The 24,688-nt window shown below is 67.8% G+C and carries 20 protein-coding genes; 7 read left to right on the forward strand and 13 right to left on the reverse strand.

Features of this window, described 5'->3' with window-relative positions; all coding sequences use genetic code 11:
* Positions 1 to 258 (forward strand): proprotein convertase P-domain-containing protein (locus ABZ345_RS45410; RefSeq protein WP_359861648.1); only part of this gene is annotated, 258 nt, incomplete at its 5' end.
* Positions 259 to 335: 77 nt separating this feature from the next.
* Here the strand turns inward: ABZ345_RS45410 and ABZ345_RS45415 are convergent.
* The 8 genes from ABZ345_RS45415 to ABZ345_RS45450 all read right to left on the reverse strand — a co-directional run bounded on the left by ABZ345_RS45415 (position 336) and on the right by ABZ345_RS45450 (position 10,213).
* On the reverse strand, positions 336 to 911 hold the full coding sequence (locus ABZ345_RS45415) for a hypothetical protein (RefSeq protein ID WP_359861650.1): 576 nt from the start codon (positions 909 to 911) through the stop codon (positions 336 to 338).
* A 44-nt stretch (positions 912 to 955) separates the two neighbouring features.
* On the reverse strand, positions 956 to 1,501 hold the full coding sequence (locus ABZ345_RS45420) for a hypothetical protein (protein WP_359861652.1): 546 nt from the start codon (positions 1,499 to 1,501) through the stop codon (positions 956 to 958).
* Between the two features lie 86 nt (positions 1,502 to 1,587).
* Positions 1,588 to 2,604, reverse strand: a complete 1,017-nt coding sequence (locus tag ABZ345_RS45425; protein WP_359861654.1) for a hypothetical protein — start codon at positions 2,602 to 2,604, stop codon at positions 1,588 to 1,590.
* A 19-nt stretch (positions 2,605 to 2,623) separates the two neighbouring features.
* On the reverse strand, positions 2,624 to 3,148 hold the full coding sequence (locus ABZ345_RS45430) for a WxL domain-containing protein (protein ID WP_359861656.1): 525 nt from the start codon (positions 3,146 to 3,148) through the stop codon (positions 2,624 to 2,626).
* Between the two features lie 66 nt (positions 3,149 to 3,214).
* On the reverse strand, positions 3,215 to 3,763 hold the full coding sequence (locus tag ABZ345_RS45435; protein WP_359861658.1) for a WxL domain-containing protein: 549 nt from the start codon (positions 3,761 to 3,763) through the stop codon (positions 3,215 to 3,217).
* Between the two features lie 38 nt (positions 3,764 to 3,801).
* Positions 3,802 to 8,481, reverse strand: a complete 4,680-nt coding sequence (locus tag ABZ345_RS45440; RefSeq protein WP_359861660.1) for a DUF2341 domain-containing protein — start codon at positions 8,479 to 8,481, stop codon at positions 3,802 to 3,804.
* 198 nt (positions 8,482 to 8,679) lie between these two features.
* Positions 8,680 to 9,639, reverse strand: a complete 960-nt coding sequence (locus ABZ345_RS45445; RefSeq protein WP_359861662.1) for a hypothetical protein — start codon at positions 9,637 to 9,639, stop codon at positions 8,680 to 8,682.
* A gap of 52 nt (positions 9,640 to 9,691) precedes the next feature.
* On the reverse strand, positions 9,692 to 10,213 hold the full coding sequence (locus tag ABZ345_RS45450; RefSeq protein WP_359861664.1) for a hypothetical protein: 522 nt from the start codon (positions 10,211 to 10,213) through the stop codon (positions 9,692 to 9,694).
* Positions 10,214 to 10,801: 588 nt separating this feature from the next.
* On the opposite strand from ABZ345_RS45450, the gene ABZ345_RS45455 reads away from it, so the two are divergent.
* Positions 10,802 to 11,596 (forward strand): sigma-70 family RNA polymerase sigma factor, encoded by a 795-nt coding sequence (locus ABZ345_RS45455; protein WP_359861666.1) that lies wholly within the window; start codon positions 10,802 to 10,804, stop codon positions 11,594 to 11,596.
* A 67-nt stretch (positions 11,597 to 11,663) separates the two neighbouring features.
* Here the strand turns inward: ABZ345_RS45455 and ABZ345_RS45460 are convergent, their stop codons facing one another.
* Together ABZ345_RS45460 and ABZ345_RS45465 are read right to left on the reverse strand one after the other, a co-directional pair.
* Positions 11,664 to 12,803, reverse strand: a complete 1,140-nt coding sequence (locus tag ABZ345_RS45460) for a beta-ketoacyl synthase N-terminal-like domain-containing protein (protein WP_359861668.1) — start codon at positions 12,801 to 12,803, stop codon at positions 11,664 to 11,666.
* 41 nt (positions 12,804 to 12,844) lie between these two features.
* Entirely contained in the window at positions 12,845 to 13,252 is a 408-nt protein-coding gene (locus ABZ345_RS45465) for a DUF6431 domain-containing protein (RefSeq protein ID WP_359861670.1), read from the reverse strand.
* A 46-nt stretch (positions 13,253 to 13,298) separates the two neighbouring features.
* Between ABZ345_RS45465 and ABZ345_RS45470 the strand changes: the two genes are divergently transcribed.
* A complete protein-coding gene (locus ABZ345_RS45470) occupies positions 13,299 to 16,022 on the forward strand; it encodes an EAL domain-containing protein (protein WP_359861672.1) in 2,724 nt (907 codons plus the stop codon).
* On the opposite strand, the gene ABZ345_RS45475 is transcribed toward ABZ345_RS45470, so the two are convergent.
* Both ABZ345_RS45475 and ABZ345_RS45480 read right to left on the reverse strand, forming a co-directional pair.
* Positions 15,998 to 17,590 carry a response regulator gene (locus ABZ345_RS45475; protein WP_359861674.1) on the reverse strand — a complete coding sequence of 531 codons (1,593 nt, stop codon included), beginning with the start codon at positions 17,588 to 17,590 and terminating at the stop codon, positions 15,998 to 16,000. The genes ABZ345_RS45470 and ABZ345_RS45475 overlap by 25 nt on opposite strands.
* A gap of 80 nt (positions 17,591 to 17,670) precedes the next feature.
* Complete coding sequence (locus ABZ345_RS45480; RefSeq protein ID WP_359861676.1) at positions 17,671 to 18,033, reverse strand: Hpt domain-containing protein; 363 nt, start codon at positions 18,031 to 18,033, stop codon at positions 17,671 to 17,673.
* A gap of 58 nt (positions 18,034 to 18,091) precedes the next feature.
* Here ABZ345_RS45480 and ABZ345_RS45485 point away from each other — a divergent pair, with 58 nt between their 5' ends.
* From ABZ345_RS45485 to ABZ345_RS45500, 4 genes are all read left to right on the forward strand, one after another.
* Complete coding sequence (locus ABZ345_RS45485; protein ID WP_359861678.1) at positions 18,092 to 22,009, forward strand: PAS domain S-box protein; 3,918 nt, start codon at positions 18,092 to 18,094, stop codon at positions 22,007 to 22,009.
* Between the two features lie 271 nt (positions 22,010 to 22,280).
* The gene (locus tag ABZ345_RS45490; protein WP_359861680.1) at positions 22,281 to 22,997 is read left to right on the forward strand and encodes a hypothetical protein; all 717 of its coding nucleotides are present in this window, start codon (positions 22,281 to 22,283) and stop codon (positions 22,995 to 22,997) included.
* 305 nt (positions 22,998 to 23,302) lie between these two features.
* On the forward strand, positions 23,303 to 23,860 hold the full coding sequence (locus ABZ345_RS45495) for a DUF5753 domain-containing protein (protein WP_359861682.1): 558 nt from the start codon (positions 23,303 to 23,305) through the stop codon (positions 23,858 to 23,860).
* Between the two features lie 17 nt (positions 23,861 to 23,877).
* On the forward strand, positions 23,878 to 24,087 hold the full coding sequence (locus tag ABZ345_RS45500; RefSeq protein WP_359861683.1) for a DUF397 domain-containing protein: 210 nt from the start codon (positions 23,878 to 23,880) through the stop codon (positions 24,085 to 24,087).
* A gap of 61 nt (positions 24,088 to 24,148) precedes the next feature.
* Here ABZ345_RS45500 and ABZ345_RS45505 read toward each other — a convergent pair whose 3' ends face one another.
* Positions 24,149 to 24,640, reverse strand: coding sequence for an NUDIX domain-containing protein (locus ABZ345_RS45505; RefSeq protein WP_359861685.1), 492 nt, complete (start codon positions 24,638 to 24,640; stop codon positions 24,149 to 24,151).
* Between the last annotated feature and the right edge of the window lie 48 nt (positions 24,641 to 24,688).

Below are 24,688 nucleotides of genomic sequence, written 5' to 3' on the forward strand. Positions count from 1 at the left end.
GCCCCCACCGCCCTCAAGGTCACCGTCGACATCAAGCACACCGCCCGCGGCGACCTGCAACTCGACCTCATCGCCCCGGACGGCACCACCTACCGCCTGCGCAACGCCTCGCTGACCGACACCACCGACAACCTCACCGTCACCTACACCCTCAACGCCTCCACCAAACTCGCCAACGGCACCTGGAAACTCCGCATCCAAGACCTCTACCGCACCACCGAAACCGGCTACCTCAACGCCTGGCAACTCAACTTCTGACACCAACCACCACAACCCCGCCTGGCTGCCGAACCGGTAACCAGGCGGGGTTTCCTGCTGTCAGTGCGCTTCGCGCGTCACGCGGCGGAGTGCGTCACCGTTGCGGTGCACTCGCCGCTGACCGCGGCCTCCGGAATCGTGACTGAGAGGGTCGGGTTCCAGCTCACCGAGTTGTTGCCGAGGCCTGAACTCAGTGAGAAGGCGGTCCGCGAGGTGCTGATGGCGACCTGGTCGGACGCTGCCGGTTGTCCCGGCACGAAGACCGCGCCGGCCCCCGAGGACGCGGTGTCGAGGCCGGACCAGTAGGTCACACCGGTGGCGGCAATGGTCTCGCCGGTCATGCCGCCGCCGGTGGACGACACCGTGACGGTCCAGGTCGGAGCCAGCAGGGCGCGCATGTCGGTGACGGTGACGGTGCCAAGAGGTGAGGTGATCGACGATGACGGGCCCGCGGTGCCGAGGTCCACGGGTTCCGGTGCCGAGACGGACAGAGGGCCGCTCAAGATCGCGAAGGTCGTCGATGTCCCCGAGCTCACCAAGAACGTCACGGTCGTGTCGATGTCGTCGTCTTCGTCCGCGACCACCGGATCCGCAGCAGCGAAGACGAGGCCGATCACGCCGACCACGAGCAATCCGACTCGTCCCGCGAACATGAGGTCTCCGTGAGCATTGGCAGGGGACTGGCGAAGAGTTCCGCTCACATCACCCGGTACGTGATCTTCGCGCTGTACACGGCGCCCGGACGGGCAGTGCTGGGGATCGCGACCGTCAGGGTCGGTTGCCAGGAGACCCTGTTGCCTCCGGCCGTGGCGTTGACATAGGTGTAGACGGTCCTGGCGGAGCCGCGGTCGTTGCCCGGCGATCCGGCGATGCCAGGAGTGATCGACGGGGTCCCCGGCGCGACGGTACCGGTGGCTGCCCCCGGGATGTACGTGACGCCGGTGTTCGGAATGGCCGGACTCCCGGTAGCGGTGAACCCCGTGGTCGAGTACACGCCGATGGCCCATCCCTCGGCGCTGCCGCGCGCATCGGTCACGGTCACGGCTCCGAGCACGCCGCTGATGGTGGTGCCCGGCGTGGAGCTGCCGGTGTTCAGCGGTGCCGACGGGGCCACCGCGACGGACAGCACACCGCCGGTCGTGGCGAAGGTGACGGTGCTGTCCGCGGCGTTCGCCGGAATCGCGGCGACCAGCGTGATCGCCACCGCGACGGTCAGGACTGCTCCGATGCGGTTGCCGAACATATGCCTCTCCGTGTCACGCCCGGCGAACGAACGCTAGGCGACGATCAGGGCGCTCGTGCTGGTAGATGGGACCCGTTACGACTCGATCAGACACCCTCGGTGAGGGGTTCCACTTCTCCACGTTCTCGTCGACGCGAGGTCAGCCTCCTGCGCGTGACGAAGAACGCGGCGAACAGCACGGCCGCGGCCAGCGCGGCCAGTCCACTGGCCAGCAACGGGTGTGTCTGGAACCAGTTCTCGGGGGTGACCGGTCCACCCACCGCGCCGGCAGCGGCCGGAAAGGTGATGGTGGCCGTCACGACTCGTTCGAGGAAGCCGCTGCGCAGCGTCAGCCGCGCCTTCCACGGACCGTCCGGCAGGCGTTGGTCGAGAACCGTTCGCACTCCCGCCGTGTGGCCGGGCAACACCGTGACCGCGGTCGAGACCGGGAACGGGCCCGCGGTCACCCCTCCCGGGCCGTCGGACAGCGAGAGCTCGCCCGCCATGTCCAGCGCACGGCCTCCCGTGTTGTGCACGGTGGTCAGCACCTCGGGTCTGCGGTCGCCGTCGCGTGACGGAGTGAGGCTGCTGATGTCGAAGCTCGCCGGTGGCTCACCGCCGGGTCCGATGTCGAGGTAGACCCGGACGCCGACCCTGGTGACCATCAGGACGTTGTCAGGTGTGTTGGACGGGGCACTGGTCTCCGCCCAGATGACGCCGTAGCGCTCGCCGGTGGACGCGATCGGGTCGACCGCGATCGTCACCAGTACTTTCTCGCTTGCTCCCGGAGGTAGGTCGACGGCGGCACGATCGAGTGAGATCCAGCTGGTCAGCTCGCTGCCGGCACGTCCGGCCAGCGCGTTGAACGCGTCGTCCTCGATGCCGGCCGCACCGGGGAACACCTCGATGTGTTGCGGCGCCGGGGAGCTGTTCGTGATCAGCACGTGCCGTTTGATGACGGCACCCGGCGCGAGGTGGTCGACGATGTAGACCTGTGCGCGGGGGTCGTCGGCGCGGTTCGCGGGCATCTCGAGCAGCCGGATGCCGATGCTGTTCTCGGCCTTGTCCTCGGTCGCCAGCGCGCCGGTACCCCCGTTCAGGAGGGTGACCAGGCAGGTGAGCACCAGCGGCAGGGCTGCCTTGTCACGCCACCTGATGGCTCACCGTCCCGGAGTACGCCGCCGCGGACTTCGCGGTGACGGGGATGACGACCGCGATGGTCGGGTTCCAGGAGACCGTGTTGCCTCCAGCCGTCGCGTTGGCGTAGGTGTAGGCGGTCAGTGCGGCTCCGGCGTTGGCTCCTGGTGATCCGGCGGTTCCGGCGGTGATGGTCGGGCTGCCTGGTGTGGTCGTGCTCGTGGTCGCGCCCGGCGTGTAGGTGACACCGCTGTTCGTGATCGCGGTGCTGGCGGTAGCGGTGAATCCGGTGGTCGAGTACACGCTCGCTGTCCATCCGGCGGCGTTGCCTCGTGCGTCGGTGACGGTGACGGTTCCCAGCGCACCACTCACGGTGCCGCCTGGAACGGTGCTGCCACCGGTCAACGTCGCCGAGGCGGGCACCGCCACCGAAAGCGTTCCGGAGCTGGCGGTGAACGACACGGTGGAGTCCACCGCATTCGCCGGGACAGCGGCACCGACCGCGACAGCGGCGACAGCGATCGCAAGCAAACCAACATGTTTGACATTCATGACATTCACCCTTCTCGACATTGACCAGCTGGCCTGATCCGACTGTCACGCCACCTGGTGGCTGACCGTCCCGGAGTACGTCGCGCCTCCTATCGCGGTGAGGGGGATGACGACCGCGATGGTCGGGTTCCAGGAGACCGTGTTGCCTCCAGCCGTCGCGTTGGCGTAGGTGTACGCGGTCAGTGCGGCTCCGGCGTTGGCTCCTGGTGATCCGGCGGTTCCGGCGGTGATGGTCGGGCTGCCGGGTGTGGTCGTGCTCGTGGTCGCGCCGGGCGTGTAGGTGACGCTGCTGTTCGTGATCGCGGTACTTCCGGAGGCGGTGAAACCTGTCGTGGAGTACACGCTCGCTGTCCATCCGGCGGCGTTGCCTCGTGCGTCGGTGACGGTGACGGTTCCCAGCGCACCGCTCACGGTGCCGCCTGGGACGGTGCTGCCGCCGGTCAACGTCGCCGAGGCGGGCACCGCCACCGAAAGCGTGCCGCCCGTGGTCGCGAACGACACGGTGGAATCCACCGCGCTCGCCGGAACAGCTGTGCAGATCGCGATTGCGGCGGCGACTCCCGCCACCCGTGCTCCGATTCGTCTGCTGAACACAACACCCTCCTAGGTCGTTCGAAGTCGATGTGTGCTTCCTAGACAACGGAGTGCGTGACGACTCCGCTGTAGGTGCCGGGGGTGAGAGTGATCGGCACAGTGGCCACGAGAGTGGGGTTCCACGTGGCCTGATTGATGCCGTTGCCTCCCGCCAGCGTGAAACAGGTGCGAGACGTCGTGAGGTCCTGCGCGGCGCCGGAGTTGCTCTGTCCAGGGGTGAAGGTGCCGGTGCCGGTGGTCGAGGTGGACGACCCCGACCAGTACTTCAGGTTCGCGAGCGGAACCGTCTTCCCGGCATTGGTGAAGGTGGTGGAGGACACCGAGGCGGTCCAGGACGCGCTGGTGCTGCCGCGGTTGTCGGTGACCTGAACGGACCCGAGTGCGCCGCTGACCGTGCTGCCGAGTGCGCCACTGCCCAGGTTCGCGGTGCTGGGCAACGTGATCGACAGCGAGCCACCGCTGACGGTCAGGGTGAACGACTGGGTGGCGTTGGGAGTCGTCGAACTGCTGGCTGTGATCGTCAACGGGTATGAGCCCGCGACCGCGGGTGTTCCCGACAGGGTCGCCGTGCCGTCTCCGTTGTCCACAAAGGTCACACCGGTGGGCAGCGTGCCGGTCTTGCTGATGGCCGGCGTCGGCACGCCGGTCGTGGTGACGGTGAAGGTGCCCGCCGAGCCCGCGGTGAAAGTGGTGCTGTTCGCGCTCGTGATCGCGGGCGCGGCGGTGTAGGCCACCTCGCTGGCCATCGACGAGAAGGTGGACGGCGAGCTCTGGGAGTTGTACTCGGTGGTGATCCACCCCGCGCTGCGCACGGTGTCGCCGAACCGGACTTCGTCGATGCTGCCGGGGAAGTAGCCGTTACCACCCGCGCTCGGCCAGTTGGGCCCGAGCGACCGGTAGGCGCCCATGCGCACGTAGCCGTTGAACACCTGCGCCTGGGGGCTGACCGCGACCGCCTGCAGTGATCCGTCCAGGTACAGGCCGATCGTGTCGGTGGCGTCGTCGCGGTAGCCCACGGCGTAATGCCATGTCCCGTCGGTGACGGTGCCGCCGGAGGAGATGGCGAGGTTGGTGCCCGCGCCGTCGTTCACGCCGAAGTAGACCTTGCCGTCGGTGCCGACGTAGATGTGCCGGTCGTAGCTGCCCGCGCTCGTGCCGACCTGCACCTGCTCGAAGCCGAGCACCTTCCGGCCGGACGCCGTGCTGGTCTTGAGCCAGACGCCCTCCATGAAGTTCTGGGGGTTGGTCAGCTGGTTCGTGGTGGAGACGTAGTCGTCGGTGCCGTCGAGTGTCAGCGAACCGTCGATCTTGCCCGACACCTGCGCGCCCGCGGCCATCGTCCCCTGCGCCGTGCCGTGGTTGGTGTTGCTGGTCGAGTCCCGGAACTGCGGGGCCGTGCTGGTCGGCCCCTCGGACAGGTGCCAGACACCGGAGAAGCCGGAGTCCCAGACCGCGGTGGCGTTCTGCTGGTTGGCTGCCGAGGCGTTGCCGTAGTACATGTAGATGATCGTGTCCACGGTGGTGGACACGCTGGGTACGTTGACCCAGCCCACGAGCACACCGGTTCCCGAGGTGTAGATCTCGATCTGGTGGTTGAGCTTCGTGACGCCGTCCGAGCTGGTGAACAGGATGTCGTTACCACCGGACTGGGCGCGTGCGGCGAGATCGGAGTCGGTTCTGCTGACCAGGAACGGGAAGTTCGTCAGGGTCGCGCCGACTTTGGTGCGGTCGATCGTGATCGCCTTGCGGTAGCGCCAACCGGAGTTGTACCACCCCGACACGACGGTGAGGGTGAAGCTCTGGGTGGCGTTGGGGCTGATCCCGTTGCTGGCGGTGATGGTCAGCGGGTACGTACCGGTGGCCGTCGACGCGGGCGTTCCCGCCAGGGTGCCCGTTCCGGTGCCGTTGTCCACAAAGGTCACACCGCTGGGCAACGTGCCGGTCACGCTGAGGGACGGCGTCGGGCTGCCGGTCGTGGTGACGGTGAAGGAGCCCGCAATCGTCGAGGACAAAGTGGTGCTGCTCGCGCTCGTGATCGCCGGTGCGGCGGTGTACGCCTGCTCGGCGGCCACCGAGAGGAACGTGGACGGCGAGCTCTCGTTGTTGTACCTCGTGGTGATGGTCGTCGCTGCCCAGGCGGTGTTGGCCACCCGGATCTCGTCGATGCTGCCGGGGAAGTAACCGTCGGCGGCGTTGGTGTAGGGGGTCTCGTGGTAGCTGCCGAAGCGCCAGTAGCCGTTGAACACCTGGGCCGAGGCACTGGCGACCGGCGTCGCGGCCACGCCGTCGACGTAGAAGTTCATGGTCGAGCCGTTGTAGGTGCCCACGAGGTGGTGCCACTGGTCGTTCGTGATGCTGCTGGCGCCTGTGGCGATCCGGGCCGCCGCCCCGTCCCACAGCACGAAGCGGGGTTTGCCGTCGGTTCCCACGTAGATGCTTCGGTCGTAGTTGTTGGTGGCAGCGCTGCCCGTCTGGATGTCCTCGAAGTTCACCACGGCCTTGCCGGAGGCGACGCTGGTCTTCACCCAGGCCTCGACCGAGAATGCCTGCGGGTTGGTCTGCTGGACGGCGGTCGAGATGTAGTGGGAGGTGGCGGTGGGGTTGAGGGCGATGCTGCCGTTGATCTTGCCGGCGGCCTGGGCCCCGACTGGGATCGAACCCTGCGCCGTGCCGTGGTTGGCGTTGCTGGTCGAGTCCTTGAACTGCGGGGCGGTGGCGGTCGGGCTCTGCGAAAGGTGCCAGACCCCCTTGTACTCCGAGCGCCACGTGCCGCTGACGTTCTGCTGGTCGGCGGCGGCGGCGTTGCCGTAGTACATGTAGATGGTCTTGTCGACCGTGCTGGACAGGGAGGACACCTGCACCCAGGCGACCAGTGTCCCGGACGCCGAGGTGTAGGACTCGATCTCGTGGCTGAGCTTGGTGACCTTGTCCGAGTCGGTGAACAGGATGTCGCGTCCGGTGCTGTGGGCGTGCGCGGCGAGATCGGAATCGACTCTGCTGACCAGAACCGCGAAGGTGGTCGAGTTGGCCGGGACCTTCGTGTGGTCGATCGTGATCGCCTTGCGGTACAGCCAGCTCACGTTGTACCAGGCCGCCGCGACCGTCAAAGTGAAGTTCTGCGTCGCGTTGGGAGTGACCCCGTTGGCGGCGGTGATGGTCAGCGGGTACGCACCCGGGGTGGTGGGTGTTCCGGACAGGGTGGCCGTTCCGTTGCCGTTGTCCACAAAGGTCACACCGGTGGGCAACGTACCGGTCTGGCTGAGGGTCGGCGTCGGCGCGCCGGTCGTGGTGACGGTGAACGTGCCGGCCGAGCTATCGGTGAAGGTGGCGCTGGTCGCACTTGTGATCGCCGGTGCGGTGACGGTCTGTTCGGTGCCGACCACGGCGAACGTGAACGGGTTGTTCTGGTTGTTGAAGTCGGTGGTCACCCAACCGGCGGACCGTACGACGTTGGCGACACGCACTTCGTCGACGGTGCCCGGAAAGTACCCGTCGACGCCGGCGGTGTTGTCGGACGCGTGGTAGCTGCCGATGCGCCACCACCCGTTGTCGGTCTCGGCCGCGGCGCTGGCGGTGGAGCCGGCCGCGGCGCCGTCCACGTACAGGGTGAGGATGCCGGTGAGGTTGCTGTACGTGCCGACCAGGAAGTGCCAGTTGCCGTTGGCCAGGTTGGTGCCACCTGGCACCTGGCGAACGGCGGCTCCGTCCCACACGGCGAAGTAGGCGCGGCCGTCGGTGCCGATGCTGAGGTTCCGGTCGTACAGGGTGGCCGTGGTACCTGTCTGCGCCCCCTCGTAGCTGACGATCGGTTTACCCGACGCGGTTGAGGTCTTGACCCACGCCTCGATGCTGAAGACCTGCGGGTTGGTCTGCTGGGTCGTGGTCGACAGGTAGTTGGACGTGCCGTTGAAGGTGAGGCCGCCGTCGGAGTTCGTGGTCAGGCCCGGTGAGCCCCGGTACGTGGCGTGGTTGGCGTTGCTGGTGGAGTCCTTGAAGTTGCCGGTGTTCGTGCTGACGGACTCGGACAGGTGCCAGACGGCGGTGTTGGTGGAGTCCCACACCGTGCTGGCGTTCTGCTGGCTGGAGGCCGAAGCGTTGCCGTAGTACATGTAGAGCGTCGTATCGGCACTGCTGGACAACGTGGGCACCTGCACCCACGCGAACAGTGCACCGGTTCCGGAGTTGTACGACTGGAGCTGGTGGTTGAGCTTGGTGGTGCCGTCCGAGCTGGTGAACAGGATGTCGTTGCCGCTCGACTGCGCTTTGCTCGCCAGGTCGGAGTCGGCGGTCTCCATCACTTTCACGGGATAGTTGGTCAGCGTCGCGCCGACCTTGGTGCGGTCGATCGTGATCGGCTTGCGGCGTTGCCAGCTGGCGTTGTACCAGCCCTCGCCGACGCTGAGGAGGAGTCTCTGCTCGGCGGTTCGGCCGGCGGCGTCGGTGGCATTGACGGTCAGGGGATAGGTGCCCGTTGTTCTGGGTGTTCCGGACAGCGTGGCCGTCCCGTCGTGGTTGTCGACGAACTCGACGCCATCGGGCAGCGCGCCGGCCGCGGTCAGAACAGGTTCCAGTGAACGGGTCGCGGTGAGCGTGAAGGCTTCAGGCCGCCCGACGGCGAACTGCGCGTGGCTCGGGCTCGTGATCGCGAGTGGGATCGATGCCGTGGCCGCCCCGGGAAAGACGAGCGGCATCAAGGCCACCAGCAAGACGGCGACCACCAGCCTGACCAAAACCCGCCGTTTCAACGGTCATCACCCCAACTCGTCGGGCAACGACGCGCGGTTCCTTGGCGACCGCGCGTCGCTCGCAAGACCAAGGCAAAGTATTTGGTTCCGCGCGCCCCTGCGCATTACCTCCGTCAGGCCAACCACTTGATGGTGTGGTTTTCCTGATTTCGCCGTAATCCGGGTGCCCGGCTACCGCTCGCTCCGCAGAGGTGCCCGTCGGTTCCGCCACGAGCGAATGCCGATCCAGAGCAATGCCGAGCACGCCAGCGCGAGCAGTCCCGCCAGCACCGCGTTGGGATAGGGCGACTGCGGCACGACCGGCTCACCGACACCGGGCGAACTGGGAAAGGTGATCACGGCGGTGGCGGACCGGTTGATCAGGCCGCTCGACAGACTCAGGTCCGCCTTCCAGGGGCCGTCCGGCAGTCTCTGGTCGAGCAGGATCGAGACCTGAGCAGTGCCTCCCGGCTCGATCGTCCTGCCTGAGGACACCGGGAACGGGCCGGCGCTCAGCTCTCCCGGTCCGTCCGAGAGCTTCAGCGAACCGCTCACGTCCACGGCCCGCGCGCCGGTGTTGTGCACCTGCGCGAGGACCTCGGGCCGCCCGTCGGCGGTACGCGCCGGGGTCAGGTTCTCGATCTCGAAGTCCGACCGGGGTTCGCCGCCGGGGCCGATACCGAGGTAGACCCGGACGCCGACCCTGTTGACCATGCCGACACTCCCGGCGCCGCTGGGCGGCGCGGCGACCTGTGCCCAGATGACCGCGTACTGCTCACCGCCTGTCGCCTCAGCCGGAACGGTGATCGTCGCCAGCACCGGGGTCGTGCTGTGGGCGGGCAGGTCGAAGTGGGTGCGGTCGAGAGAAACCCAGGAGGACAACTCGTTGGGCGTGCGATCGGCGGCGACGGTGAACTTGGCGTCTTGGATGTCGGCAGCGGCGGTGTAGACGTCGAAGGACTTCGTCTCGTCAGTGCTGTTCCAGACCTCCACCCTCCTGCTGATCACGGAGCCGGGCCGGAGGAAGTCGATGATGTAGGTCTTGGCCCTGGGGTCGTCCCGCCTGCTGGTCGGGGCGTCGAGCAGTTTGATGCCGATCCCGTCGCCGGGCGTCCCGGCCGGCGTCGCAGACCGGGATTCGGTGGTCGCCACGCTGCTCACGAGCGTGGCGACCACCAGTACCACGAACAGCCGAGCAGCCCGGTCACACCACCGAATGTGTCACCGTTCCGCTGTACTCGCCGGTGACCGCCGCCGCCGGGACGTTGACGATCAGCGTCGGATTCCAGGTCGCCGAGTTGTTGCCGACTCCGGCGGTGAGGGCGAACGCCGGCCTGGACGCGGCCAGCGTCACCTTGTTACCGGCCGCGACCTGGCCGGGAACGAACGTCGTGCCGCTGCCCGATGTCGAGACCGCGGGTCCTGACCAGTAGTCCACGAGTGCCTTGGCGATCGTCTCGCTGGCTGTCGCGCCGCCGGTGGTGAAGTCGGTGGAGGCGACCGTGGCCGCCCAGGTCGGAGCGAGTTCGGCCCGCGCGTCGGTGACGACCACGTTCCCCAACTGGTCCGTGATCGGGCCTCCCGGCCCTCCTGTGCCGAGATCTGACGTCGTGGGTGCGCTGATCTCCAGCGCGCCCGCTGTGACGGTGAAGGTCGTCGTGGTGGTGTCGTCGACGGCGCCTGCCGGACCGGCGGTGATCACCGCCATGGCCGTCGCCACGACCAATGCGCTGAATGTAGTTCGAATGCCGAAACCGGTACCTTTTTGCATGGCTAGCCTCTCATTGTCGTTCGGGCTGAACGAGGGCCATCGACGACCCGCAACAGGTCAGCCGACCTGATTTGGGATGCTACTTCGCGGTGCAACATCGCACCAGGCGGGTAACTCACCTCTTCGCATGAATAGAATACCCTGGGAGTGCGCGTAATGAACCGGAATGGCACCTTCTTCGTGAATGATGAATCCCGCATTTGCGGTATGATTCACCCTGGGCCGCCGAAACCCACCGCCGTACCCGCAAGGCTCGTCGAGGCAAAGCTCCGGCGAACTCGACCGGCCGCCTCGGGCGGACCTGTCCCGGCGTCGGCGCCGTTCGGCCAGGCGTTCCTCTGGTTGCTGGCGTCCTGTGCGGAGGCGTGCGACGGGTGCGAGTAGTGCCCGCACGTCCCGCCTTCGTCCACCGCTTTGTTCCACGCCGGCGCCATCCACGCCACCCTCCGCCGGGCGCTTCGCGCGAGCGCGCCAGGACACCTACAACCGTTCTGCACCCGAGCGGAAACCGCTGCGCTCACCGAACGCTCGAAGACTCCTCCCATGGCAGTGATCAGCGAAGTCGAGGAACTCGTGCGCGGACACCTCGGTCTGGTGGACCGCGAAGTTCGGCAGCTGGCCCGCAGGCTGCCCGCGTACGTCGACCGGGACGACCTCCAGTCGGCCGGGATGACCGCCCTGGTCGTGTGCGCGCGGAGTTACCGGGGCGACGCGACGTTCGCTCAGGTCGCGTGTGTCCGGGTCCGCGGCGCGCTGATCGACCACCTCCGCGGTCTCGACTGGGCGAGTCGCTCGGTGCGGACCAGGGCCCGCGAGGTTCAGGCCGTCGAGGACGGCCTGGTGGCGACACTCGGCCGCATGCCCACCTCAGCCGAGCTCGGACAGGCGCTCGGAGTGTCCGGGCGCGAGGTGGCCGCGTGGCACAACGATGTGGCGCGGGCGTCGACGATCAGTCTCCAGGGCATCACCGCGGAGACCGCGGACCTCCTCGTCCGCGAGCGGGCTCCCGGTCCTGAGGACGTGCTGCTGCTACGTGAGCGACTCGGTTATCTGCGGGACGCGATCGACGCTCTTCCCGGCAGCCTGCGCACTGTCGTCGTCAGGTATTTCCTCGAGGAACGCTCGATGGCCGACATCGCGGCGGAACTGGGCGTCGGCGAGTCGCGGGTCTCGCACATCCGGGCCGAGGCACTCGTGCTGCTCCGTGACGGGGTCAACGCGCAGCTCGACCGTGATCTGGTGGCGGAGCCCGCGTCTGGCCGGGCAGCGCGCAAACGCGAGGCGTACTTCGCGGAGGTGGCCACACGCGGCACGCTCCGCAGTCGTCTCGCCGCCTGAGCCGCCGTCATGGCCACCTCGCGGCGAAGTGGCCATGACGGCATCCCGCATCGGCGGGCGAGCCCCGTCAGCACGCGGGCGCGAGCACCACGACGGAGTTGTGGCCGCCCATGCCGAGCGACGACTTCACCGTGATGCCGTCAGCCAGGGGAGTGGGGCCGTCGAGCAGTTGCGGGTGTGCCGTCGCCACTGTCGGCGGTGCGGGCACGATTCCCCGCTCGTACCCCATGGCGGCGGCGGCCACCTCGATCGCGGATGCCGCGCCCTGACAGTGCGCGGTGAGCGGCTTGACCGAGTAGATCTCGGTGCCTGGCGTGAAGAGCGTCTCCACCACGGCCGACTCCGCCCGGTCGCACTGCGCCGTGCCAGGCCCGTGCGCGTTCAGGTACCGCACGGAGCCGGCGTTGACGCCCGAGTTGGCGAGCGCGTCCCGGAAACATGTCATCACGTGTGTCAGCCCTGGGGCGATCGACGTGACGTGGTGCGCGTCGTGTGACATCGCGCCACCCAGCAGGTGCAGGTACGGCGTGGACGCGCGGCTCGACAGCACCATCGCGACCGACGCCTCGCCGACGGTGAAGCCACGACTGCCCTCCTGGAAAGGACGGCATCCGTCCAGCGGATCGGTGTCGGTGACCGCGACGCCGAGCCGGACGAAGTGGCTCACGTTCTCCGGAGTCGCGGAGAGGTCGGTGGCCACCAGCACCACGTCGTCCACCAGACCCGCGTCGAGCCACGCCTTCGCCGTGATCAGCGCGGCGTTGCCGGAGGCGCACATCGCGGACACGTTCATCGCCGGGCCGTGGAACCCGTACTCCCTCATGAGGGTCGACATCGGCGTCGAGGGCATGAGCGAGAGGAACTCCCGCACCGGCACGTGCCGGTCGCGGGTGAGGTAGAAGTCCCGCCAGAGATCCACTTCGCCCAGCACGACCGCGTGCAGCAGGCCGACCCGCCGGCCAGGACTCCAGCCGTGGTCGCCCGCGTCCGCGATCGCCTCGCGTGCCGCTGCCCGCATCGCCCGCGCGAACCGGCTGGGCCCGTCCTCCGGAGCACCACCGTCCGGCACGAGCGCCACCCAGGCGTCGCCCGTCCCGTAGCCGCGGACCAGGTGGGCGGCGGGCTTACCGCTGATCAGCCCGTCCCACAGCGGTTCACGGCCCCAGCCGTAACCGCTGACCATTCCTACGCCACAGATGCCGATCATGTCCTGTCCTTTCCTCGGGGGTCGTACCCGTCAGAGCGGACTCAGTTCCGGGGTCCTGACAGCAACCATCCGGCGACATGGGGCGGACTCGTGTTGCGGCGGAAGGCACGCAGCCAGTCCCGCACGGTGGTTTCCGGCAGTCCGAGGCTCAGCGCGATCCGGCGGTACCCCCTGCCGCCCACGTGTGCGGCGACCGCCTCCCGGATCACGGGCGCCGCGTAGGCTCGTCGCAGCGACATCCAGTCCGGGAGCAGCACGTGCGTGCGCCGGCAGTCCGCACACCTGGCCCGGCGCGGGCGCACCTTGCGGTCCGCGACACCGCGCAGCCGCACCACGCGTTCACGCGCGTTGCCCCACGGCCGGAGCGCTCCGCGGCACACCGGGCAGCTGAGCCGGCCGGCCTGCAACGACTCCTCGAGCGCCGACTTCGTTCCGCTCACCACATGCATGCCCAATTCTCGTCAGGTTCGTCCTGAACCTGCCGTTGAGTGCGGTATGGACACCGAGGTGGAGTTCGACCAGAGCGTCGTCGACCTGGCGCCGTCCACTGATGCCGCGGTCATGTGGTGGTTCGATCTCACGACGAACTGCGCCACGTGGATGCCCGGCATGGCCGGCCTGCTCGGCGTGCCGCTCGAGGCGGACGTCGAGATCCGCCCCCGGCTCATGGCACTGGTCGAACCTCTGGTCGTCGCCGCCCGCACCGCCGCGGTGTGGCAGGACTTCGCCCTCGAACAGCCCCACGTGCTGCCGGACGGCACCACGAAGTGGATTCAGCTGCGAGCTTGTGTGTCCGGTGACGTCAAAGCGAAAAGTCTGACCGGTGTCGCCACTGACGTGACGACACGGCACGTGGACCAGCAGACGCTCGCCGATCTCGCTGACCGCTACCGCCTTCTCGTCGAGCTCAGCCCCGACGCGATCGTGGTCCACGAGGCGGGCGTGCTGACCTACACCAACCCCGCTGGGGTCCGCTTCCTCGGCGCGCGCTCGGAGCAGGAGCTCGTCGGCCGTCCGATCACCGACTTCGTTCACGCGGCCTCGGTGCCGGACATGATGCGACGGATCAGCGCACTGTCCACACCGGGCGCGGCCTCCGAACCCGCCGAGGCCACCATCGTGCGGTTCGACGGGGGCGCGGTCGACGTCGAGGCGGTGTCCGTGCGGACGACGTGGGAGGGCAGGCCCGCCTTCCAGGTGATCCTGCGCGACGTGACCGCGCAGAAGGCAGCGGAGGCCACTCTGCACTACCAGGCCGCGCTGGTCGCCCACGTCAGCGACGCGATCATCGCGACCACCGCCGAGGGCAACGTGACGACGTGGAATCCCGCCGCGGAGACGGTGTACGGCCGTACGGCGGCCGACGCCGTCGGCAGACCGGTCGCGGCGCTGGTCGGCGCGCGGCTCGATCCCGCCGCCGTCGTGCGCGAGGGGGGCATGACCCGGGCGGTGCACCGGCGTTCCGACGGCGCCACGCTCGCCATCAGGGTGTCGGCCGCGGAGATGGACACCGGCTACGTGCTGGTGTGCGCGGACGAGACCGCACGGCGTCGTGCGGAACAGCACTTCACGACAGTCGTCGCTTCCCTGGAGGAAGGGGTGCTCGTGGTGGGCCCGACCGGTCTGGTCGAGTCGGCCAACCCGGCGGCGGAACGCGTGCTCGGTTTCCGGGAGGAGAGCCTCGTCGGCTCACCCATGACCGTGTGCCCGCTGTTCGACGAACGAGGGGTCCGGCTGCCCGAATCGGCGTACCCGTGTGCGCAGACCCGGCGGACGGGACTGCCTCAGAACGGGCGCGTCTTCCGCGCGCGCAGGCCCGACGGCCGGGACATCTGGCTGTCGATGAGCTGCCGCCCGCTCAACCACGTGAACACGTATCCGGCTTCCGTGGTCGTCTCGTTCACCGACATCACCGAGCGCAGGTCGATCGCCGCCCGCCTCGAGCACGACGCCACGCACGACGGACTGACGGGGCTCGCCAACCGCGCGCTGGTCATCCGGCACCTGACGGCACGAACGGGCACGATGTCGGTGCTGTTCATCGACCTGGACAAGTTCAAGGTCATCAACGACTCGCTCGGGCACACCGTCGGTGACAAGGTGCTGAGGATCGTCGGCGAACGGCTGCGCAGGCGCGTCCGCGGCGGAGACCTCGTCGGCAGGCTCGGCGGCGACGAGTTCGTGGTCGTCGCCCGCGACATCTCCAGGCTCGACCTGGACGGGCTCGCCGAGCACCTGCGTGACACCGTCGCCGCGCCCGTCCACGTCGACGGGCGGCAGCTCCACCTCGACGCGAGCATCGGCATCGTCACCGCCGGACCCGATGATCCGCGCAGCGGCGAGGACCTCCTGCGCGACTCGGACGTGGCGATGTACCAGGCGAAGTCCCAGGGCCGAGGCCGGCACGTGTTCTTCGACGTCGACCTGCGCGAGAAGATGCAGCGCCGCCTCCAGCTCGAACAGGATCTGCGCGAGGCCGCGGCGCACGAGCAGCTCTCGGTCGTCTACCAGCCGATCGCCGACCTCAGGAGCGGTCGTGTGGTGTGCGTCGAGGCACTTCTGCGCTGGACCCACCCGATCCACGGCGCCATCTCACCCGCCGAGTTCATCCCGCTGGCCGAGGAGAGCGACCTGATCAACCTGGTCGGCGACCACGTCCTGCGCACGACGACCGGGCAGATCGACCTCGTGCGCTCGCGGATCGGGACGAACTGCCATCTGGCGGTGAACCTGTCACCTCGCCAGCTCGACGACCCACGGCTGGTGGCCGCCGTGCAGGACGTCCTGCGGACCACCGGCATCGCCCCGAACACGCTCTGCCTGGAGATCACCGAGAACGCGCTGATGAGGGATCCAGCGGTCGCGGCGGGCACGCTCAGTGCGCTGCGTGACCTCGGGGTGCGGCTCGCCATCGACGACTTCGGCACCGGCTACTCGTCTCTCGCCCAGCTCCGCAGGCTGCCGATCGACCAGCTGAAGATCGACATGTCTTTCATCTCGGCGTTGGGCGAGTGTCGGGACGCGGAGGCGATCGTCCGCAGCATCGTGATGATGGCGCACGCGGTGAACCTCACCGTGGTCGCCGAAGGCGTGGAGAACGCGCGTCAGCTCGAAGTGCTGCGACGGCTGGACTGCGACCAGGTGCAGGGTTTCCGCATCGGCAAGCCCACCTCGCCGGACCGGCTGCCGGTCGGTCAGCCGTCCACGGCGGGCAGGTAGACGTCGATCGTCGTGCCCTCGCCGACGGTCGAGGAGATGACCAGTTCGCCGCCGTACCGGCGGACGATGCTGTAGACCGTGGCCAGCCCGAGCCCGGTGCCCTGCCCGACCGGCTTGGTGGTGAAGAACGGATCGAGCGCGTGCTCGAGCACGTCCGCGGGAATGCCGTGCCCGGTGTCCGCGATGGTGAGCTGGACGTAGCGGCCCGGCGCGAGAGGGCCGGTGGCCGCCTTGACGACGTGGTTGCGGGTGCGCAGGACGAGCGTGCCGCCGGCGGGCATCGCGTCCCGTGAGTTCACCGCGAGGTTGAGCACGATCTGGCCGAGCTGGCCGCTGTCGACGAAGATCTGCCACAGGTCGGCGTCCTGGTCTTCGACGATCTCGATCATCGAGCTGAGCAGCGGCTCGAGCAGCGTCTCGATCTCGTCGAGGAACTCGTTCACGTCCACCGGCTCGGGTTGGGCGATGTCGGGCTGGCCGAACGCCAGCAGCTGGGAGATGAGGCGAGTGGCTCTGGTGCCCGCCCGGATCACGCCATCAAGGCATTTCCGCAGTGATTCGGCGACCGCGGCCTCCACGGTGCCGTTCTCCGCGCCTGCCTCGGTCGTCTCCTGGGCGATGCTCGCGTGGCCGAGGATGGAGGTCAGGATGTTGTTGAAGTCGTGCGCGACGCCGGCGGCGAGTTGGCCGAGGCTCTCGAGCCGCTCGGCCACCCGCAGCCGGTGGTCCAGTTCGCGTTGGCGTTCCTCCGCCTGGATCTTCTTGGTGATGTCGTCGACGACCCCCACGCACTGGACCATCCGTCCGCGTTCGTCGTAGGCGTTGTGCAGACTGATGTCGAGCCATCGGTCGCTGCCGGGACGCTTGACCAGCCACTGGTTGCGGATAAGTCCGTCCTGCCTGCCCGCGAGCACATCCGCGAGTTCGCTGTCGCCGTTCAGGCCGATGGCGTCCTGCCAGGCGAGGCCGGCCAACTGATCCGCCGGGCGGCCGAGGATCGTGGCGAGCCGGTTGTTGACGTTGACCGCTCGTCCTTCGGTGTCGACGAGGAGAATCCCGACCGGGGCCGACTCGGCCATCAGCCGGAACTGTTGTTCGCTGCGCTGCGTCTCGCGGACCTTCTCGACCAGCTTGGTGTTGACGATGCGCAGGTGCTCGCGCGTCAGGCCCTCGTCGATCGGGATCGGTTCGCAGGTGCGCTCACCGCCGAGCTCGGCTTCGATGACCTCGAGCAGCTTGTCGGGCCCGTCGGTCTTGGTCAGGACGTGGCGGACGCCGTACCCGAGCGCGAGCGGGGCCGCTTCGTGGTCCAGGTAGTTGGCGGTCGCGAAGATCACCGGGACTCCGGCCGTCTCCGGTTTGGCCCGCAGCTCGCGCACGAGCTGGTAGCCGTCCATCCGCGGCATCATCACGTCGGTCACCACGAGGTCGGGAATCTCGTCGGCGATCCGATCCAGCGCCTCCACACCGTCGCGGGCCTCCAGCACCCGGTGCCCGTGGTGCATGAGCAGTGTGCGCATCAGATCGCGGTTGATCGGTAGGTCGTCGACGATCAGGACAGTCGCCATGGGCTCATCTCCTGGTGCGTCGAGGTTTCCCACACCGTAAGGACGCCGGCGCGGCGTGCAACTCGATCTTGTACGGAGCGCTACATCCCCGCGGTGGCACGGCTGGCGCGCTCGTAACCGGTGCGCAGATCGGTGACCACCGCGGCGGCGCCTGCGATGTCGCCTGCTCTGAGTCGCAGGCTGAGCTCGCCGCACGAGTTCACCACGTCGACCGCACCGATGTGGCCCGCGAGACTGGTCAGGTCGTGTGCCTGCTCTCTGGCCATCTTGCTGTCGCCGGCGGCGACGGCTGCCGCGATCGCGGCGATGTGGCGGGGCGCGGCGACGTGGAACGCGCTGAGCACCCGTGCGGCGAGGTCACCGGGTTCGGCGGGGCGGCCGAACCGGAGCTGGGCGAGCCGTTCGGCGATCGCCGAACGCAGGCTGTCATCCGAGATGGTCATGTCGATTCACCCTTGCGGGGCGTCAGCGTTGCAACTTTTCGCATCTACATTACGCCGCATGGAGTACTCGGCAAGGGCGGCGGCCCGGTCGCCACGCATCATCGCGGCGATCGCCGTGGTCGTGATCGCGGTCAGTGGCATCGTGTTGCTCGGGCACGCCACAGGTGTGCGGAGCCTGGCGTCGATGATTCCCGGCACCGGCACGATGAGGCCGGTCGAGGCGCTGATGCTCGTGCTGTCGGCGATCGGGTTGTGGTTGATCGCACCCGCGACGGCGAGCACGCCGCGACGGCGCGCGGGGCAGGCGCTCGGCTTCGTGGTTGCGCTGGTCGGGGCGCTCGTGGTGGCCGAGTACCTGACCGGACGGCAGCTCGGTGTCGACACGCTGCTGTTCCCGCACCGCGTGAGGGAGTGGTGGACGGTCACCCAGCCTGGACGTCCGTCACCGCACACCGCGGTCGCGTTCATCCTGTCCGGCCTCGCGCTGGTGCTGCTGGACGCCGATCGCGGGCGTGGACACCGGCCTGCCGCCGTCCTGGCTCCGGCAGGCGCTCTCGTCGCCATCGTCGCGCTGCTCGGTCGCGCCTACGGCCTCGTGTACCTGTCTGGTGCCTCGAGGATCGGCCAGATGCCGGTCAACACGGCGGTGTGCCTCATCGTCCTGTCCGCGGGCCTGGTGGCGTGCCGTCCGGACCGGACAACGGCCAGGGTGTATCTCGGCGGTGCCGAGGGCGGAGAGGTGTTGCGCCAGCTGAGGCTGGCGATGACCGCGCTGCTCGTGTTGTTCGGCCTGCTGCTGAACGCGGTGGGCGGCACGGACGTCGCCGCGAAGAACACCGTCGTCACCGTGTCCACGGCCGCTACGGTTCTGATCCTTTACGCGGTGTTCTTGCGTGCGGGGTCCGATTTGGACAGAGCAGGCCGGAAACAGCGGGAGCTGCTCGCCGAGTTGCGCGGGGAACGGGATTTCAACGGCATCGTGCTGCGGTCACTGCGCGAGGGCGTGCTCATCGCCGATCCCGGCGGGAGGGTGCTGGAGGTCAATCCCCGCTGGTGCGAGATCACCGGACATGCCAAGGAAGAGGCAGTCGGAACCGAGCCGCCGTACCCGTGGCTGCCGCTCGACTCCGGACCGGCCGCCGAGGACGACGTGGAGGAAGACGTACTCCTGAGCCGCCAGGACGGGAACGAGATCGCCGTCCAGGTCACCACCACGAAGGTGCGCGACGCGGAGGGCACCAGGCTGCTCGTCAGCAGCTATCGGGACCTCACCTTGCGCAACAAGGCCGAGGCCGAGCGACGACGAGCCGCCGAGAGACTCGACCACTTCTTCGACATCTCGACCGACCTGCTGTGCATCGCCGGTGTCGACGGCTACTTCAAACACCTCAACCCCGCCTGGGAACGCACGTTCGGCTACACCGTCGAAGAGCTGACGAGCAGGCCGTACCTCGATTTCATCCATCCCGACGACGTGGCGAGAACGGCGGCCGAAAGCGCCCGGCAGATCGCGTCGAACCAGAACACGGTGATGTTCGAGAACCGGTACCGCTGCCGCGACGGTTCCTACCGATGGCTCAGCTGGAACGCGGTCCCCATCGAGGGTGAGGGACTGATCTACGCCGTGGCCCGCGACACCACGGCACAGCGTGCGGCCGACGACGCGGGCGCACGCTTGGCCGCCATCGTCAACAGCACCGACGACGCCATCATCGGCCAGACCCTCGACGGCGTCATCACCAGCTGGAACCCCGCGGCGGAACGCCAGTACGGCTACACCGCGGAGGAGACCATCGGCCGGTCGATCGACCTCATCGTGCCCACCGGCGAACGCCACGAACTCGGCTTGCTCCAGCACGTCGACGGTGAACAGCCGATCCGGTTGCACGACGACATCGTGCGAGTCCGCAAGGACGGCAGCCGGGTGCACGTGGAGGTGAGCGTGTCACCGATTCGCGACAGCACCGGCGAGATCGTCGGCACGTCGTCCATCGCCCGCGACGTCACCGAGCGCATCAAGGCCGAACAACGGTTCCAGCAACTCGTCCTCGCCGCGCCCGACGCGATGCTGATCGTCGACGAGCACGGCACGATCGCGCTCGTCAACGAACAGACAGAGCGCCTTTTCGGTTACCGCCGTGAGGATCTGGTCGGCCAGTCGATAGAACTGCTGATTCCGGCACGGTTGCGGGAGACGCACGTCGGCCACCGGCAGCGCTACCTCAAGGACCCCCGCCACCGCCGGATGGGCACCGGCATGGAACTGGCCGGCCTGCGCCAGGACGGCAGCCAGATCCCGGTGGAGATCAGCCTCGCGCCACTGGACACGGAGCAGGGCACGATGGTCTCGGCGGCGATCCGCGACATCAGCGAACGTCGTGAAGCAGAACAGAAACTCGCCGACGCCCGCGACAAGGCAGTGGCCGCCGCGGAGCTCAAGTCGCAGTTCGTCGCCATGGTCAGCCACGAGATCCGCACGCCGATGAACGGCGTCCTCGGCCTGGCCGACCTCCTGCTGGACACCCCGCTGGCCTCCACTCAGCGGCGCTACGTCGAGGCGATCCACTCCTCCGGCCGGGCACTGCTGTCGATCATCAACGACATCCTGGACTTCTCCAAGATCGAAGCGGGCAAGCTCAAACTGGTCGAAACCGACTTCGAGCTGGACAAGGTCCTCGAGGAGGTCGTCCAGGCGGTGGCCCAAGCCGCCAGGGACAAGCACGTCGAAGTCGTCTGCGACTACCCGCCGAGCCTGCCCACCGCACTCCGAGGCGACGACGGCCGGCTTCGCCAGGCACTGCTCAACCTCCTGGGCAACGCCGTCAAGTTCACCGAAGAGGGCAGCGTGCTTCTGCGTGCGGAACCGCTGGCAGACGACAGTTCCCGGATCACCTTCACCATCCTCGACACCGGCATCGGCATCGCCCCGGAGGACCTGGCTCGCCTGACCGAACCGTTCTCCCAGGCCGACGCCGCCAGCACCCGCAGGTACGGGGGCACCGGTCTCGGTCTGACGATCACCCGGCAGCTCGTGGAACTGATGGGTGGCACCCTGGAAATGACGAGCCAGCTCAAGCAGGGCAGCCGTTTCTGGTTCACCCTCGAGTTCGCGTCCCAGGAACACCCGCTGTCGAAGGACATCCGCATACCGCTGCGCAGCCACATGACCGGCAACCGGCTGCTGGTCGTCGACGACAACCCGACCAACCTGCACCTGATCAGCAGGCACGCGAAGGCGTGGGGCATGAACCCGACCGCGGTGTCCGACGGCCTCGCTGGCCTGGAACATCTGCGCGAGGCTGCACGCACCAGTCGTCCGTTCGAGCTGGCAGTGGTCGACCAGCACATGCCGAACCTGGACGGCGTCGGCCTGATCCACGCCATCGCCGGCGACGACCACATCCCACCGGTCAAGGTCGTCCTGCTGACCTCGGGCTCGTACCACGACGACCGAGCTGCGGAGTATGCCGGCGCAGCGGCCCTGCTGCCCAAACCGATCGGTCCGTCGCAGCTCTACAACTGCCTGCTCGAGATCGTCACGCCGGACACGAAACCTCCCGAGCAACGCGGCCCGGTGGAGACGACCGTCACCGCGTGCCGCGGCCGCATCCTGCTGGCCGAGGACAACGAGATCAACCAGATGGTCGCTGTGGAAACCCTCACCAGGATGGGCTACCAGGTGGACGTCGCCCAGGACGGGTACGAGGTCCTCGAACTCGTGGGCACCAAGCCGTACCTGGCGATCCTGATGGACTGCCAGATGCCGAGAATGGACGGCTACACCGCCACGGCCGAGCTGCGCAGGCGCGAACAGGGCAACACGCGCATTCCGATCATCGCCATGACAGCACACGCACTCGCCGAGGACCGTCAGCGCTGTCTGGCCGCGGGCATGGACGACTACCTCACCAAACCCGTTGACACCAGCAAGCTGCAGCGAGCCCTCGACGAGTGGAGTGTCGGCACGACGGCCTGACAAGCCACGCGGGTCTGCCAGACAGCTGTGGTCCGACTTCGGTGTCTCCGGAAGGTCGTTGCACAGACCGGTCCCGACCCACGCCGGGTCTGGCCGCCCAGAAAACGCCCGAAGGCGACCCGGTTCGCGCTTTCCGCGAACACGAATCGCCTTCGACTTCGGTGCCCCCGGCAGGGCACCACGCAGACCTGCGCACAGCTCCTGTCGGTCGCCTGACCGGCAAGTTGGTGCTCGAAGGCACCTTTGAGCTGGGCGAACCCGGCGGTGCCCGATGATTGGCCATGTTCTTGCCGTGCCCGGCCAGCGGATTGTCCGCACGGTTACCGCGATTATGTCTGCGGTTGTGGGGCTGAGCTTCTTGTTCGGCTTCGGCAACGTGCTGAACCTCGCCTTGAGGCTGGGCGTGCCGGCCTGGGTGGCCCCGCTCGTCGCACCCGCCGTCGATCTGACGATTTTGGGCCTGCTGCTCGGCATGAGGTACTTGGCGTTGCATGGTGTGGGCCGTGAGCTTTTGCGCCCCGCCCGGAGGCTTCTGTTGTTCGCTAGCATCGTCACGCTGGCGCTGAACGTCGCCGAGCCGATGCTGAACGGCGAGTTCGGCAGGGCCGCCTTTGACTCGATCGGTCCGATACTGCTGATCGGCTGGGCTGAAGTCGGTCCCAACTTGCTGCAAGTGATGACGAGCGTGCGTTTTGCGCAGTCGGCGGAGCATCCGTGCCCTAGCTCCAACGGTGGTCCGGTGCTCCGCGTGATCGACCCGCGCCACGACGACAGTGCCGTGGAGACGAATGAAGTCGAAGGTTCGACCACGTCTGGCGAACTACTTGCGAAGGCCCGCCGCGCCGACATTCAGCACTGGCTTGACTACAAACGGCCGATCTCGGCCGAGACGCTGCGTCGACAGCTCGAAGTTAGTGCTGATCGTGCTCGCGAGCTTGTGTCGGCGGTCCGCGCGGAGCTGGCTGACCGCCTGAGGTCCACCTGCTGACGTTGAACCTGCACAGGGCCGCGGCATGACGTTGGAAGAGTTTCGAAACGCGGCCACGTTCCTGAGACGTGGACCGAGCGTAACCTGATCGAACTAGGGTTGGCGGTCGTGCAACCTCGCGATGTTGGCGACCACAACAGGCCACGGATCAGTACAGTGTGGACAGTACGGTTCGCGAGTAGGTGAACTGTACGGCGTGGACTGTTCCGCGGCCAGATGTCAGATAGCAGGTAGGCAGCGGTTGTCTGTTCAGAGGCGGACAACCGCGGAGTTCGCGAACGCCGTGGGGTGGCACGGTCACTCCGGTGTTCAAACGGTATGCCGACGCCGAGAAGGCAGCCGCGAAGATCCATATCTACCGGCCGGACATGTGGCCAGGCTTGATTCAGGAAGAGGGCTACGCGCGGGCGGTGTTCAGGACGAACAGGTTTCTTCCTCCGAACGAGATCGAGCTGCTTCTCCAGGCACGAGTGGCTCGGCAGTTGGTCGTGGATCGAGAAGATCCGCCGCAGGTGACGCTGGTTCTCCATGAGAACGCGGTCTTCACCATCGCTGGCGACCACGAGACCACGGCGTCTCAGGCCCGGCACGCCTTGGACTTGGCCGAACGAGGAGTGATCGACCTGCGGCTCGTCGAGAAGGAAACCCCTTTGACGATGGCCCTTTTGATGCCGTTCACCGTCTTCATTGAGGCCGGAACCGACGAAGTCTCAGCCTGGAACGACAGCCTCACCGACACGACGCGAGCTGACAAGCCCGCCAGTGTGGATCATCTCGTCGCAGCGTTCGAGGATGTCCTGGACAAATCTCTTCCTTCTGACGCGTCGTTGGCTCGGCTGGCTAACCTCGTCACGCAACTGTGACACCCAGCAGAGGAGGGATGCGATTGATCCCGGACACGAAGGGAGCAGCGGACGGGTGGCGCTGGCGCAAGGCTGCGGCCAGTGGCAACACCAGCGGCGCCGACTGCGTCGAGATCGCCGACCAGCGTGACTTCTTCGCGGTCCGCGACTCGAAGAACGCCAGCGGCCCGATGTTGACATTCGAGCCGGACGCGTGGACAGCCTTCCGAGCCTGGCTCGTCCGCTGAGGATTGCCATCGCGAGCGGGGCCGCGTCAGCGTTGGGCAGACGCGGCTCTGTTGCTCCAGCTCAGTCTGACAAGGTGAGCGGTGTCGTGCTCAAAGTTCCTGCAAGGAGTTCCCCGACCAAGCCGGGAAGCTTGGCGGGAAGAAGCTTGGCCGTGGTCTGACGCAGTTCGGCGGCCGACCACCAACGTCGTTCAATCAGCCCGGCCTTCTCGTTCTCGGTGGGCTTGAGTGCGACCTTCGGCGCTGTGTCCGTGATGCGGCCAAGGAAGACGTGATCGACGCGGTGGTGGTCACGGCCCTTGTACTGGAAGCGGGACTCCCGGACCCACAGCTTGCGCCCCAGTGACGGAAGGACCAGGCCGGTCTCCTCCGCCACCTCACGGCGAGCGGCGTCAGCCGGCTCTTCGCCCTCGTCCAGACCGCCTCCGGGCAGCTCCCACCAGTCGTGACTGCGGTCGTGCGGGTCGCAGGCGTGGATGAGAAGTACGCGGTCGTTGGCGTCGAGCAGCAGCACCCGAGCGCCGATGCGCGGGGTGGTGACGGTGATGGACATCCGGCGGGCGTTCCTCGCGGTCGGCTGACTGGGCGGCAGCCTGCGCGG

It is taken from the genome of Lentzea sp. NPDC005914 (assembly GCF_040629405.1).
In the GTDB taxonomy this organism is placed as follows: domain Bacteria; phylum Actinomycetota; class Actinomycetes; order Mycobacteriales; family Pseudonocardiaceae; genus Lentzea.

What these genes read in the sequence shown, in the direction of transcription:
- ABZ345_RS45490 (WP_359861680.1), top strand. Translation starts at nt 22,281, where the DNA reads ATGATTGGCCATGTTCTTGCCGTGCCCGGCCAGCGGATTGTCCGCACG.
- ABZ345_RS45475 (WP_359861674.1), bottom strand. Translation starts at nt 17,590, where the DNA reads ATGGCGACTGTCCTGATCGTCGACGACCTACCGATCAACCGCGATCTG.
- ABZ345_RS45420 (WP_359861652.1), bottom strand. Translation starts at nt 1,501, where the DNA reads ATGTTCGGCAACCGCATCGGAGCAGTCCTGACCGTCGCGGTGGCGATC.
- ABZ345_RS45455 (WP_359861666.1), top strand. Translation starts at nt 10,802, where the DNA reads ATGGCAGTGATCAGCGAAGTCGAGGAACTCGTGCGCGGACACCTCGGT.
- ABZ345_RS45415 (WP_359861650.1), bottom strand. Translation starts at nt 911, where the DNA reads ATGTTCGCGGGACGAGTCGGATTGCTCGTGGTCGGCGTGATCGGCCTC.
- ABZ345_RS45500 (WP_359861683.1), top strand. Translation starts at nt 23,878, where the DNA reads ATGCGATTGATCCCGGACACGAAGGGAGCAGCGGACGGGTGGCGCTGG.
- ABZ345_RS45460 (WP_359861668.1), bottom strand. Translation starts at nt 12,803, where the DNA reads ATGATCGGCATCTGTGGCGTAGGAATGGTCAGCGGTTACGGCTGGGGC.
- ABZ345_RS45505 (WP_359861685.1), bottom strand. Translation starts at nt 24,640, where the DNA reads ATGTCCATCACCGTCACCACCCCGCGCATCGGCGCTCGGGTGCTGCTG.
- ABZ345_RS45485 (WP_359861678.1), top strand. Translation starts at nt 18,092, where the DNA reads ATGGAGTACTCGGCAAGGGCGGCGGCCCGGTCGCCACGCATCATCGCG.
- ABZ345_RS45470 (WP_359861672.1), top strand. Translation starts at nt 13,299, where the DNA reads ATGGACACCGAGGTGGAGTTCGACCAGAGCGTCGTCGACCTGGCGCCG.
- ABZ345_RS45480 (WP_359861676.1), bottom strand. Translation starts at nt 18,033, where the DNA reads ATGACCATCTCGGATGACAGCCTGCGTTCGGCGATCGCCGAACGGCTC.
- ABZ345_RS45465 (WP_359861670.1), bottom strand. Translation starts at nt 13,252, where the DNA reads ATGCATGTGGTGAGCGGAACGAAGTCGGCGCTCGAGGAGTCGTTGCAG.